Here is a 12,971-nt window from a genome sequence, read left to right as displayed (position 1 = left end):
TTCAGTCCCCCAGATCGAAAGTGCCGAGATCGAGCGTGAGTTTGGTGACGGCGAACGCCTCGGCGTAGCGCGCGTGGCATTCGATGCCGCGGATCCGCGCGAGGCCGAGGAAGGCCTCCCGGTCGTACCAGGGCCGGTGCCGCTGCGAGGGGTAGTGCTCCTGCAGCAGCCGGACCTTCTGGTCGGCGGTCTCCGGCGACAGCGGCTGGTACGCCGACGGACGGCCGAGATCGCCGTCCCACTTGACGATCTCGTAGCCGAGGACCAGGTGGTCGCGGAACGCGGTGGTCATCAGCTTCGCCAGGCCGCGGTGGTCCTGGTGCGCGTCGTCGGTGCGCGGCGCGAGCACCAGGTCGGGATCGGTCCGGGCGCGCAGCTCCTCGACCGCGGCCTTGGCCTCCTCCCAGTGCGCGGGCATCCGGCCGTCCGGCAACTTCAGCACGGTCAGGTGCAGTTCGGCGCCCGGACAGAAGGCGGCGAGCGCGGCCTGTTCCTCCTGCTCGCGCTCGCTGCCGCCGCCGGAGAGCACCAGCGCGTCGACGCGCAGCCCCGGCCGCGCGAGGCACATCGCGAGGAGCGTGCCGCCCGCACCGATGGCGATGTCGTCGCAGTGCGCGCCCACCGCGACGATCCGGTCCAGGCGACGCCCGGCCCCGAGCCGGATCACGCGCCCACCCCCGCGCGGTCCCGCTCCCACACGGCCCAGGGGCGGTCGCCCCGGGTGTAGGAACTGTCGAGCGCGGCGCGCTCCTTCACGGTGTCGGTCGGCTTCCAGAAGCCGCGGTGCTGGTGTGCCACCAGGCGTCCCTGCTTGGCCAGTCGGGCGCACCCGTCGGCGACCAGGTCCCCGTTCTCCGGTATGTGGTCGAAGACCTCCTGGCGGAGCACGAAGTAGCCGCCGTTCTCCCACAGCGGCATGTCGCTCACCGCGGTGATGCCCCCCACCAGGCCGTCCTCGCCGAGTTCCACGCAGTGGAACGACGACTGCGGCGGCACCACCATCATCGAGGCCCCCGCGTCGCGCTGGGAGAACCGCTCGATCATCTCCGGCAGCGGGGCGTCGGTGAGCACGTCGGCGTAGTTGGCGAGGAACATCTCGTCGCCGTCCAGGTGGTGCCGCACCCGGCGCAGGCGTTCACCGATCGGTGACTCGATGCCGGTCTGCGCGAACGTGATCGTCCAGTCGGCTATGTCGGTGGAGAGGAGCTCGGTCCGGCCGCCGCGCAGCACGAAGTCGTTGGACGTCGTCTCCTCGTAGTGGAGGAAGAAGTCCTTGATGTGATGCGCCCCGTAACCGAGGCACAGGATGAACTCCTTGTGCCCGAAGTGCGCGTAGTAGCGCATGACGTGCCAGATCAGCGGTCTCGGGCCGACCATCGCCATCGGCTTGGGCACGTCGTCGGCGGATCCGTTGCGCATCCGCATCCCGTAACCGCCGCAGAACAGGACGACCTTCATGCTGTTACCTCTTTCGCGGGCACCTCGACGATGCTCAGTTCCGGGATGGGGAAGACGAGGCGGCCGCCCCAGTCGTGCACGAAGGACAGCTGCTCGACCAGTTCGTCCCGCAGGTTCCACGGCAGGACGAGGACGTAGTCGGGCTTGTCGGCGGCTATCTGCTCGGGCGGCAGGATCGGGATCCGGGTGCCGGGGGTGAACCTGCCGTGCTTGTAGGGGTTGCGGTCGACCGTGTACGCGAGCAGGTCGGGCCGGACGCCGCAGTGGTTGAGCAGGGTGTTGCCCTTGCCCGGGGCGCCGTAGCCGACGACCGTCTCGCCGCGCTCGGCCGCTGTGATCAGGAACTTGAGGAGGTCCCGGCGCACCTTGGCCACCCGCGCGGAGAACTCGGTGTACCCGGACAGCTCCTGCAGTCCCGCGGACTTCTCCCGGGCCAGTACGTCGGTCACCCGCCGGGACGGCTCGCCCGCCACCTCGGCGGGCCGGGCCCACAGCCGGATGGAGCCGCCGTGCGTGGGCAGCAACTCGACGTCCACGAGGGTGAGTCCACCGCTCGCGAGGGCCCGGATCGCGGACGCGACCGTGTAGTACTGGAAGTGCTCGTGGTAGATCGTGTCGTACTGGTTCTCCTCGATCAGGGTCAGCAGGTGCTGCACCTCGATGGAGACCCAGCCGTCGTCGGCGACCAGGGCGCGCAGGCCCCGGGTGAACCCGACCACGTCGGGGATGTGCGCGTACACGTTGTTGGCCACGACCAGGTCCGCCGGGCCGTGCTCGGCGCGGACGGCCGATCCGGTGTCCGGGGACAGGAACGCCGTGAGCGTGGGCACGCCCTTCTCCCGCGCCGCGGCGCCGACGTTCACCGACGGCTCGATCCCGAGGCAGCGGATGTCCCGGTCCACCACGTGCTTCAGCAGATACCCGTCGTTGCTCGCCACCTCGACCACGAAGGCGTCGGGGCCGAGCTCCACCCGCGCCGCGGCGTCGGCGACGAACCTGCGCGCGTGCTCCACCCAGGAGGTCGAGTACGAGGAGAAGTACGCGTACTCCTTGAACGTCTCCTCCGGTGTGATCAGCGGCGGGATCTGCGCGAGCCAGCACTCGGTGCAGACCCGCAGGTGCAGCGGGTACGCCGGTTCCGGCGTGTCCAGTTGGTCCGCGGCGAGAAAGCTCTCGCACGGCGGCGTCGCCCCCAGATCCACGACGCTGGCCAGCGCCGCCGAACCGCAGAGTCGGCATCCTGTCATCTACATCCCCCCATCTCTGCTCGCGCGGGTGCCCCGCCGCGAGCCCGTGTGTGCGTCTCCTGCCGACGGCGTGCTCTTCCCGCCGCCGGACCGCACCGCGATCGCGGTGCGGTACCCCTCCTCCAGGCGCTCCAGACCGACGGCCGGGCTGAAGTTCCGCTCGTACCGGCGCCGGGCCGCCTTTCCCATCTCCCGGTTGAGGTCCTGCTCGGTCGCGATCCGGCGGATGCAGGACGCGAGCGAGCCGGGATCGCCCGGCTGGTGCAGTAGCCCGGTCACCCCGTCCTCGATCAGCTCGACGAAGGCACCGTGACCGGCGGCGACGGCCGGGACCTCCGCCGCCATCGCCTCCGCCACCACCAGGCCGAACGTCTCCATGGCCGTCGAGGGCGCCACGACCGCGACCGACCGCGCGACGACGTCCCGGCACTTCTCCGGCTCGCACAGGCCGACGTACCGCACGTCGTCCCGCCCCGCGGCCCAGTCGGCCACCTCCCGCTCCAGCGGCCCCGCCCCGGCGAGCACCAGCGGCACGCCCACCCCGCCGCCCGCGGCGATCCGGTCCCACGCGGCCATCAGCAGCCCCACGCCCTTGGCCTCCGCGAGGCGGCCGAGGAAGAGCACGTGCTCGCCCGCGCCCGCTCGGCGGGTGCCCAGGTCGGGCACGAAGTTGTGCTTCACGGTGAGCCGCTCCGCCGGCATGCCGGACCGCACCAGGACGTCGCGCTGCGCCGCGGAGATGCAGAAGAACCGCTCCACGCCGGACCACCACCGGCGCCGGTTGACCGACTGGCTGACGGCGAGCGGCACCGTCGCGAGCCGGGAGCCGCGGTAGCAGCCGTGCCGGACGGCGGGCAGCGACACCTTCGACCCGACGCATTCGGTGCACTGCTTGCCGTCCCGGTGCAGCGTGCCGGGCGGGCAGACCTGGGTGTAGTTGTGCAGCGTGGCGACGACGGGCACACCGACGTCGGCGCACGCGGCGAGGACCGCGGGGGACAGGAGCGGAAAGACGTTGTGGACGTGCACCACGTCCGGGCGCGAGGTGCGCAGCCGGGCGGCGAGCTGCGAGCGGACCGCGGGGTTCCATGGCACGAGGAGCGGCACCGCGGCCTTGCCGAGCAGGGAGCGGGCGGCGATGTCGTCGCTGCGCCGCTCGAACACGTCGACCCGGTGGCCGGCCGCGCGCAGCAGTCCCGCCTCCTCGTCGACGACCCTGTTCTCCCCGCTCGGCTGCGCCGAGGAGTAGCGGTTGTGCACGACCAGTACATGCATGCTCAAGGTCACCTCCGTGCCCATCGCGGGATACGTCGTCGGGGTACTGCGGTCGTCGAAAGGGGCGTGGCCGCGGCGGCGGGTGTCGCGAGCAGCGAGGCGGCGAGCGCCAGATGCAGCAGATACGGCGAGGCGTCGCCGAGCCCGGCCTCGGTGTACGACGAGATCGCGCAGTAGCTGATCAGGAAGATCGCGCAGGCCCTCGGCACCGACGGCGGCCGCAGCAGCGCGACGCCGCCGAGGACGGCGATCATCGTCGCCACGAGGGTGACGCCGATCAGGCCCTGCTCGTGGTAGGCGGCGAGCCAGCTGTTGTCGATCGGCAGCCCGCCGAAGGACTTGTCGCTCAGGCCGACGCCGAACACCTTCTCGCCGGTCGTCCGAGGCTCCGCGAGCAGGGCGTCCCAGACCTTGGCCCGACCGGTGAGGTCGGACAGGTTCTCCTGGGTCTGACCGCGCAGGTACCAGGACTGCAGCGCCGAGCTGAACGCCACCGCGGCCACCGTGGCGCACAGCACCGTCCAGGCGAAGAAGCGGCGGGCGTTGGCGCTGGTCAGGACGAGCGAGCTGATCGCGAGCACCAACCCGATGAGCAGGCCCAGCGTGGCCGTGCGGGTATGGGTCAGCGCGAGCAGGCCGATGGACGGCACGATGATCACCACCGCGCTGGCCCTGTCGGTCATGCGGCCGAGCAGGAGCAACACGGTGAGCCCGATGATGATCGCGGCGTACTGGCCGATCTGCGGCGGGGTGAGCGGCCACAACGCGCCGACCAGGCGCCCGCCGTAGTACTCGGGCATGGCCGTGCCCGGCGACACGACCAGGCCCGCGGCCACCGACACGAGCACCGCGAAGTACATCCGGATGTGGTACCGGACGAACGTCGTGTCGCCGTTCCACCAGCGGCTGAGCAGCCACAGCGTGCCGACGAAGAGAGCGAGCCGGGCGCAGCGGAACAGCGCGCCGTACCCGACCTCCAGGTTCGCGCTGGAGATCACGCTCGGCACGAGCAGCAGCGTGAGCAGGAGGACGAAGGCGCTGGGCCGGACGCGCAGCCGCAGGTTGAGCGCGAGCGCCAGCGTGAACGCGGCGACCAGCGCCCCCATGGTGACCATCTGGATGAGGGAGCGGGGCAGCGTGACGACGGTCTTCGCCCCGGCGGAGCCGAGCGTGTTGAGGGCGAGCAGCGCCCAGACGATCCCGACGGCCTTCGGCGTGCCGGCGGGACGCGCCTCGACACCGGGCTGTGTGCCCGCCGTGTCCGGTGCGCCGGGCAGCCTTCCGCGCAGCAGGTCCCCGCCCACCTCAACCACCGGCCCGCGGGTCGAAGGTGCTGCCCGCGTCCTGCCGGTACGGCGCGGCCTGCCACTGCCCGGCGTCGAGATTCCCGTCGGTGTTGGCCGCGACGAAGCTCCACGGTCCGCGGTAGACGTTGTCGTGCCAGCGGTTGCGCTGCTTGTGGGTGATCGCGTCGGTCACCCGCTTGCCCTTGTACGGCGACCACTTGGGATACGTGCCGTAGTTGGCGAGGAGCGCCATGCGGGCGCACTCCCGCGCGCACTTGACCACGGACTTCTTCAGGACGAAGCGGTTGTCGTGGATGTCCACCCGCTGGGTCTTCCAGCGGCAGTCGGAGTACAGCGGCGCGCGGGCGATCGCGGGCTGCTCACAGCGGTCGATGTCCTTCACCAGCAGCGTGCAGTAGCCGGTGGAGGTGTTGGCCGGGCTGTTGCAGAACCGGTCGGAGTTCTCCCACAGGGTGATCCCGGACCAGTTGTTCTCCAGGACGTTCCGGTAGATCTCGATCTTGTTCGTGCGGGCCCGGATCCGTGGCTCGCCACCGGACTCGGACACATAGACGGTCGCGTACGGGAAGTTGTCGCCGCGGTCGGCGTACTTGCGGCCCTCGACCCAATTGTTCCGCCGGATCGTGTTGTTCCGGATGACCGCGTTGTAGCTGGTCTCGTACATCAGCGCGGCGCCGTCGTTGGCTTCGAGGACGTTGTTCTCGATGCGGAAGTCATTGTTGTTGTTGTCCGCCCACAGCCCGGCGCCGCGGTTGTCGTGCACCCAGTTGCCGCGGATGTCGGCGCCGTTCACGGCCCAGAACTTGATGCCTCCGGTGCAGCCGCAGCCGGGCTTCCGCTTCTCCCAGTCGTCGGTGTTGTTGCCCACGACCTCGTTGCGCTCGACGACCAGGCCCTTGATGGAGTCACCGGTCTTGTACGCGTTCATCCCGTACTGCCCGTTGTCGCGCAGACAGTTGTCGCGGACCTGCTGGCGGGCACCGGCCATCAGTCCGGCGCCGGAGTTGTACTGGATCTTCGAGTGCTCGATCACCCAGCCGTCGGCCATGTCGTGGTTGACCACGCCCTCGTTGTTCGGCGCGACGAAACGCTGCACGGTCAGATGGCTGATGGTGACGCCACTGCCCTTGCCGCTGAACGCGTACAGGTTGGTCTTCCGGCCGTCGAGCACCGCGCCGGGGGCGCCGAGGTAGCGGTTGCCCTTCTTGGCGACGACCTGGGAGTAGCGGTCGGCGTCGAGCCTGTGCTTGCCGGGGCGCAGCCAGAACGTGGTGTTCGCAGGGCTGCTCCTGGTCTTCGCGGCCAGGTCGCCGACCACCGCGGGGTCGACCGTCACCGCGCCCGCCGGAGCCTTCGTCGGGCCGGCCGTGGGCTTGGCGCACACCCGGGCCACGGACGTGGAGTGCGCCCCCGACGTGGAGGACCTGCCGGTGGGCTTCTCCGGGGAGTCCGGCGAGCTCGTGCAGCCGGTCGCCGTGAGCAGGACCAGCGCCAGCGGTGCCGCGGGCAACGCCCAGTGCCGCCACTTCATCACCACGCGCCCCCTAGCCGCAGAACCTGAGCACGGTGGTGAACTTCGCCGACGGCGCGACGCCGTCGACGAAGCCGGTGCCGACCAGCGTGGTGGCGGGTTCCTTGCGGCCGAAGCCGGGGGAGTACCAGCCCAGCGGTGGGCTGCTCTCGCCGCGATGCGCCCGCCAGCTCAGCTGCCCGGGCAGGTCGAGCACCGCGGAGCGGACCTCGCCGTCCCGGGTCCAGGTGAGCACCGCCCAGTTCCCCACCAGGTCCGCGGCGACCGTCGGACCGAGGTGGAACGCCAGGCGCACGGCCCGGCGCGGGCCGCGTCGGCCGCGGACCTCGTCGACCACCCGCAGCTCCTTGGACGCGGCGGTCAGCTCCACCCGGCGGCGGTGCACGGAGTGCTGGTAGCCGTCGTGTTCGGCGGACCACAGGGCCACGCCCTCGGCGGCCGTGTCCGCGGCCAGGACGCGGCTGCGGGCGTGCCGGGTCCACAGGAACGGGCCGCCGGAGACGGACTGGTCACCGCCGTCCAGCTCCAGGGTGTTGTGGCCGAGGGTCGACCGGAAGTACCGCCGCCACGCGGGCTGCCCGTGGTAGCAGTACGTCCCCGGATCGGCGAGCACGTCGACCCCGTCGTGCCGGACCTCCACGGACAGCGCGTCCGCGTGGCCGTGCGCGGCGATGGCCAGGAACCCGTGCGGACCGCCGTCGCAGCGGCACCAGATCTCCTCGGGACCGCGCAGGATCGTCAGGCCCGCGTCGGCGAAGTGGCCCGGGCGGCTTGCCGGGCGTGCCACGGCCTGCGTGGTCCCCTGCTTCCCGTACGGCCGGACGAGCGCGGCGAGCAGCGGGGTGCGGACATCGGTGCCGGTCACCTCCGGCCACCAGTCGCGCCTGCCGAACACGGCGTCCCCGGTGGCGAGGAGCGAGCCCCAGCGGTCGGTGCCCGCGCCGTCCACGACCAGACCGTGCCCGTCGTCCGCGTCGCCCTGGCGCGGCGGCCGCAACCGGTTGTCCACGACGGCCGCGAGCGCGTCGGTCATCCGCAGCAGCACGAGCCGGACGGACGCGGGGACCGGCACACCGGCGGCGTCCGCCTCGGCCACCGCGGCCAGGCCGAGTTCGAGGACGAGCCCGTGATACTCGGTGGCCAGCTCGCGGTTGAGACCGGAGGGGAAGGTGTTGGCGCGCAGATGCCGCTCCAGGGAGCGCAGCGCGTCGGCCCGCCAGCGCGCGGAGGAGGGGAACCAGCCGAACGCGCAGGCCGCGGCGAACTGCCCGGCGGCCTCGGCGATGACGTGGTTGTTCGCCGAGGACCCCCGGCTGGGGAAGGCGGCCAGCCAGCGCTGGTGGTGCCAGATCTGGTTGCGCGCCACCGGGTTGCCCTCGAACAGGTCGGCCGCGCCCGGCCAGCCGTCGAGCAGACGGCGGACCCACACCCAGGAAAGGAGCCGGATGCCCAGCTCGATGCCGCTGATCCAGTGCACGCCCCGCAGCGGCGGGTTGGCCGCCCACCACGACCGCAGGTGCTCGGCCACGCGCTCGGCGTACCGCTCGTCCCCGGTGACCGCGTAGGCGGCGGCGAGCACGGTGAGGTACTGATGCCGGGACAGCTCCCAGATCTGCTTGATGTCCCCGACCGCGTCCTCGTTCCGGTACGGCACGTCGAAGGCGTAGCCCCACGGCGCCCGGCGCCCGGTCTTCGGGTCGCACCACCAGTCCGGGTCGGCCAGGTCGTCGCGGACCACCCCGAAGTACTCGACGTGCCCGGCGAGCAGCCGGTCCGCCTCGGCGATGAGGCGCTTCGCGGCGTCCGGGGGCACCGCGGCGACCGTCCCGGCGGGCAGCACGGCGGTGAACCGGGCGCCGGTCACGCTCGGGCACTCGGGCCGCGCCGACCGCCAGCGCCGCCTGCGCACCGTGTCGGCCACCCGGCCGCCGATCTCCCGCGGCCCCATCCGGGATAAGCGCCGCAGGTACCAGCCCGCAGTCATGGTCATCGCGGCCCCGCCAACGTCACCGGCGCGCCCCCGGCCAGACCGGTCTGCACGGCGAGGGTGGCCGCCGTGGTGGCGACGAGGGACTGCAGCGGCACCGGCATCGGCCCGCCGGTGCGCACGGCCTTGACGAACGCGGCCAGTTCGGCGTTCTGGCCCTTGTCCCTGGCCTTGGGCAGCCGCGAACTGACCCACCGCTTGGGGCCGTGCACCGAGGCGCGGACGAAGTCGTCCAGCTTCAGGACCCTGCCGTCCGCGACGAGGTCGAGGGTCTCCTTGGGGAAGCTGGGCGCGCCGGTGGTGACGTAGCTGATGGTGGCGGTGGAGCCGTCCGGGTAGCGCAGCACGATCTGCAGGTCCTCGTTGCCGGCCGGGGCGACCGCGTACACCGAGACCGGGTCGGCTCCGAGCAGCCAGCTCGCCGTGTCGATGAAGTGCCCGCCCTCGCCCGCGAACCGCGAGCCCTCGCTGCCCTGTTGGAGGTACCAGCTGCCGTGCTGGAGGCGGCCCGCGTTGACCAGGTAGCGCAGGCTCGCCGGACCGGTCCGGGCGCCGAACCGGTTCTTGGCCTCCCGCAGCAGCGGCGCGAACCGGCGGTTGAAGCCCACCTGGAGCCGGTCGTTGCCGGACTCCTCCACCGTCGCGAGGACACCGGCCAGCTCGTCCTCGGTGAGGGCCAGGGGCTTCTCCACGAACACGGCCTTGCCCGCGAGCAGCGCCTTGCGGGTCAGCTCGGCGTGCGAACTGTGCCGGGTGACCACGAACACCGCGTCGATGGACTTGTCGCCGAGCACCGCGTCGAGATCCGTGGTCGCCTCGGCGAAGCCGAACTTCCGCTTGGCGTTGGCCGCGGACAGCGCCGTCGTGGTGACGACGGTCGACAACGAGACGCCGTCGCGCTCCGCGAGGTGCGGCAGGAGCATGGACGTCGCGTAGTTCCCGGCGCCGACGAACGCGACGCGCACCGGCCCCGCGGCGGACCGGGCCCGCAGGGAGACCCCGCCGTTGCTCCGCACGTTCACCGCGGGCACCGTGACCGTGGGCGCGGCCACCTCCGGGGACCCCGACTCCGCGGCCTGGCCGGGGTGGCCGGGGTAGCGGAACAGCACGGCCACGGCCTTGAGTTCGCCGTCCTTCAGGCGCCGGTACGTCTCGACGGCGTCGTCGAAGTCGGCGATGTGCGAGACCAGGGGCTCCACGTCGACGCTGCCGCGGGCGACGAGATCGAGGAAGCACGCCAGATTGCGGCGCTCGGTCCAGCGCACATAGCCGATCGGGTAGTCGCGCCCCTCCAGCTCGTACTCCGGGTCGTAGCGCCCGGGGCCGTAGCTGCGGGAGAAACGGACGTCGAGTTCCTTCTCGTAGTACGCGTTCCAGGGCAGGTCGAGGCGGCACTTGCCGATGTCGACGACCCGGCCGCGGTCCCGGCACAGCTTGGCGGCCAGCTCGACGGGTTCGTTGCTGCCGCCGCCCGCGGCCAGGTACACCTGGTCCACACCGTGACCGCCGGTGAGTTCGGCGACGGCGGCCTCCACGCCCGCGGCCGCGGGATCGCCGCAGGCCGCCGCGCCCAGGCGCTCGGCGAGATCGCAGCGCGCCGGGTCGGGGTCGACCCCGACGACACGGACGCCCGAGGCGGTGAGGAGCTGCACGACCAGCTGCCCGATCAGGCCGAGGCCGATGACGAGGGCCACGTCGCCGAGTTGGGGCTCGCCGCGGCGGACGCCCTGCATCGCGATCGACCCGACGGTGCCGAAGGCCGCGTGCCGCGCCGCGAGGCCGTCCGGGACCGGGGCGTAGAGGTTCTTCGGCACCCAGTTCAGCTCGGCGTGCAGCGCGTGCTCGTTGCCCGCGCAGGCCACCAGGTCACCGACCGCCACGTCGTCGATGCCGGCGCCGACCTGCTCGACCACACCGCACAGCGAGTAGCCGAGCGGTGTGTAGGAGTCCAGCTTGCCCATCACCTTGCGGTACGTGGCGGGCAGCCCGTTGGTGGCCACGCTCTGCATGACCTTGGCCACCTGGTCCGGGCGGGAGCGGGCCTTGCCCAGCATCGACATCCCGGCTTCGGACACCTTCATGAGCTCGGTCCCGGTGGATATCAGCGAGTAGGCGCTGCGGACCAGCACACCGCCCGGCTTGCACCCGGGCACCGGCACGTCAAGGACCGCCAGCTCGCCGCTCTTGTAGTTCTGCACAACCTGTTTCACCGGAGCTCCTATTGTTCTTCCACGCCGTCAGGCCGCTTGGCTCTGGCCGGAGCCAGAGGTCGCGCCGCGGTACCAGTACTCAAGAGTCAGCACGTGCCACAGATGCTTGGAGAAGTCCCGCTGCCCGGCGGCGTCCTCGGCGACCATGCGCGTGAGCGCGTCACGGCGCAGGAGGCCGGAGCTGACGAGCAGACCGTCGTTGACGACCTCGCGCACGAGCGGCGCCAGATCCCGGCTCATCCAGGCCCGCAGCGGGGCGCTGAACAGGCCCTTGGGCCGGTACACGATCTCGCGGGGCAGGATCGAGGTGGCCGCCTCCTTGAGGACGGCCTTGCCCTGCCGTTTGACGATCTTGCGGTCGCCGGGCACCGCGAACGCCGCCCTGACCACCTCGACGTCCACGTACGGCACCCGCACCTCGGTCGACGCGGCCATGCTGGAGCGGTCGGTGTACGTCAGGTTCAGGCCCGGCAGGAACATCCGGGCGTCGCCCAGGCACATGCGGTTCACGAAGTCGTCGAGGTCGTTGTCCTCGTAGACGTCCGCGTGCTCGGTCAGCACGTCCGCCACGGTCCCGGCCAGGTCCGGGGAGACCAGGGCGAGCAACTCCTCCTGGTCGTACATGGTGTAGCTGCGCCGGAACGCGGTCTCCTCCGGCAGGTCGGCGAAGGACAGGAACCGCTTCGCGAACCGCACCGACCGGTACCCCCGGCGGGCCGAGGCCACCGGCAGCCGGTCCACGACCCCGGACACCCCGCGCCGCAGCGGCCCGGGTACGCGCTGGTAGCGCAGCGCGAGCACGTTGGCCAGGTGCTTGCGGTACCCGGCGAACAGCTCGTCGGCGCCCATCCCCGAGAGCATCACCTTGACCCCGGCCTCCCGGGCGGCCGAGCAGATCAGGAACGTGTTGATCGCGGCGGGATCGCCGATCGGCTCGTCCAGGTGGTACGTCATCTGCGGCAGCAGGTCGAGCACGTTCGGAGCGATCTCGATCTCGTGCAGGTCGACGCCGAACCGCTCGGCCACCTGCCGGGCGTAGCGCAGGTCGTCCGGCATCGCCTCGAACTTGGCGTCCTCGGCCCGGAACCCGATGGTGTACGCGGAGATCCCGGGCTGGTGGCGGGCCGCGAGGGCGGTCAGATAGCTGGAGTCGAGACCGCCCGAGAGGAAGGTCGCCACGGGCACGTCGGAGAGCAGATGCTGCCGCGTCGACTCCTCGACGACGGCCGCCAGGTCCGGCAGCTCCCCACTGAGGGCCCGCTCCCGGCCCTCGGCGGCGACGTCCTTCAGGTGCCAGTACCGGCCGCGCTCCACCCGGCCGTCGGCCCGGCACCGGAGCCAGCTCCCCGGCGGCAGCTTCTCCGCCTCGCGGAAAGCGCACCGCGAGTCCGGCACCCAGTAGTAGAGGAGCGAGGACACCAGCGCCCCGTGGTCCACCTCCAACGACCCGCCGGTCACGGCGGCGAGCGCCTTCAGCTCGGACGCGAACACGAGACCCTGGCCGCGCCGCAGCAGGAACAGCGGCTTGATGCCGAGCTGGTCGCGCGCGAGCACCAGGTCACCCGTGCGCTCGTCGAAGATCCCGAACGCGAACATCCCGCGCAGCCGGGGCAGACAGTCCGTGCCCCAGCGCCGCCACGCCTCCAGGACCACCTCGGTGTCGGAGGTCCCGCGGAACCGCACCCCGGCGGCGGCCAACTCGGCCCGCAGCTCGGGCGCGTTGTACAGCTCGCCGTTGTACGTCAGGGCGAGGCCGCCCGAGACCATCGGCTGGGCGCCGGTCTCGGACAGGTCGATGATGGCGAGGCGACGGTGCCCGAGGTGCACCTCGCCGTCACCGGCGGAGTGGCTGTAACGGCCCGCGCCGTCCGGGCCGCGGTGCGCGAGTGTCTCGGTGAGCCGGTCGGTCACGGCCTTGCCGTCGGGCCATCGGAAAGTGCCTGCGATTCCACACAT

Annotated in this window: 9 protein-coding genes; all 9 read right to left on the bottom strand. The window is 71.8% G+C overall.

Annotation, left to right across the window (positions count from 1 at the left end; genetic code table 11):
- Window position 1: 1 nt before the first annotated feature.
- From ACFVHO_RS26120 to asnB, 9 genes are read right to left on the bottom strand one after another with little or no spacing between them, the layout of a single operon-like run.
- Window positions 2-667 carry a PIG-L deacetylase family protein gene (locus ACFVHO_RS26120; RefSeq protein WP_385719247.1) on the bottom strand — a complete coding sequence of 222 codons (666 nt, stop codon included), beginning with the start codon at window positions 665-667 and terminating at the stop codon, window positions 2-4.
- Window positions 664-1,458, bottom strand: coding sequence for a glucose-1-phosphate cytidylyltransferase (locus ACFVHO_RS26115; RefSeq protein ID WP_385719244.1), 795 nt, complete (start codon window positions 1,456-1,458; stop codon window positions 664-666). Before ACFVHO_RS26115 ends, ACFVHO_RS26120 begins: the two co-directional genes overlap by 4 nt.
- Entirely contained in the window at window positions 1,455-2,705 is a 1,251-nt protein-coding gene (locus ACFVHO_RS26110) for a methyltransferase domain-containing protein (RefSeq protein ID WP_385719241.1), read from the bottom strand. The genes ACFVHO_RS26115 and ACFVHO_RS26110 overlap by 4 nt, the downstream gene beginning before the upstream one ends.
- On the bottom strand, window positions 2,706-3,980 hold the full coding sequence (locus ACFVHO_RS26105; RefSeq protein WP_385719416.1) for a glycosyltransferase: 1,275 nt from the start codon (window positions 3,978-3,980) through the stop codon (window positions 2,706-2,708).
- 8 nt (window positions 3,981-3,988) lie between these two features.
- Window positions 3,989-5,284, bottom strand: a complete 1,296-nt coding sequence (locus ACFVHO_RS26100) for an O-antigen ligase domain-containing protein (protein ID WP_385719413.1) — start codon at window positions 5,282-5,284, stop codon at window positions 3,989-3,991.
- Between the two features lies 1 nt (window position 5,285).
- The gene (locus ACFVHO_RS26095; protein WP_385719239.1) at window positions 5,286-6,824 is read right to left on the bottom strand and encodes a right-handed parallel beta-helix repeat-containing protein; all 1,539 of its coding nucleotides are present in this window, start codon (window positions 6,822-6,824) and stop codon (window positions 5,286-5,288) included.
- 7 nt (window positions 6,825-6,831) lie between these two features.
- Window positions 6,832-8,808 carry an alginate lyase family protein gene (locus tag ACFVHO_RS26090; protein WP_385719236.1) on the bottom strand — a complete coding sequence of 659 codons (1,977 nt, stop codon included), beginning with the start codon at window positions 8,806-8,808 and terminating at the stop codon, window positions 6,832-6,834.
- Window positions 8,805-11,015: a bi-domain-containing oxidoreductase gene (locus tag ACFVHO_RS26085; RefSeq protein WP_385719233.1), complete on the bottom strand. Its 2,211-nt coding sequence runs from the start codon at window positions 11,013-11,015 to the stop codon at window positions 8,805-8,807. The genes ACFVHO_RS26090 and ACFVHO_RS26085 overlap by 4 nt, the downstream gene beginning before the upstream one ends.
- 27 nt (window positions 11,016-11,042) lie before the next feature.
- Entirely contained in the window at window positions 11,043-12,971 is a 1,929-nt protein-coding gene (gene asnB, locus ACFVHO_RS26080) for an asparagine synthase (glutamine-hydrolyzing) (RefSeq protein WP_385719230.1), read from the bottom strand.

Source organism: Streptomyces sp. NPDC127108, assembly GCF_042677545.1.
Taxonomy (GTDB): Bacteria; Actinomycetota; Actinomycetes; order Streptomycetales; family Streptomycetaceae; genus Streptomyces.
Note: the sequence above shows the minus strand (reverse complement) of the source record. Positions and strands in the feature narration are given on the sequence as shown.

Excerpts from the sequence above, each read along its gene's own strand:
- ACFVHO_RS26115 (WP_385719244.1), bottom strand. The coding sequence starts at position 1,458 with ATGAAGGTCGTCCTGTTCTGCGGCGGTTACGGGATGCGGATGCGCAAC.
- ACFVHO_RS26110 (WP_385719241.1), bottom strand. The coding sequence starts at position 2,705 with ATGACAGGATGCCGACTCTGCGGTTCGGCGGCGCTGGCCAGCGTCGTG.
- ACFVHO_RS26105 (WP_385719416.1), bottom strand. The coding sequence starts at position 3,980 with ATGCATGTACTGGTCGTGCACAACCGCTACTCCTCGGCGCAGCCGAGC.
- ACFVHO_RS26090 (WP_385719236.1), bottom strand. The coding sequence starts at position 8,808 with ATGACCATGACTGCGGGCTGGTACCTGCGGCGCTTATCCCGGATGGGG.
- asnB (WP_385719230.1), bottom strand. The coding sequence starts at position 12,971 with ATGTGTGGAATCGCAGGCACTTTCCGATGGCCCGACGGCAAGGCCGTG.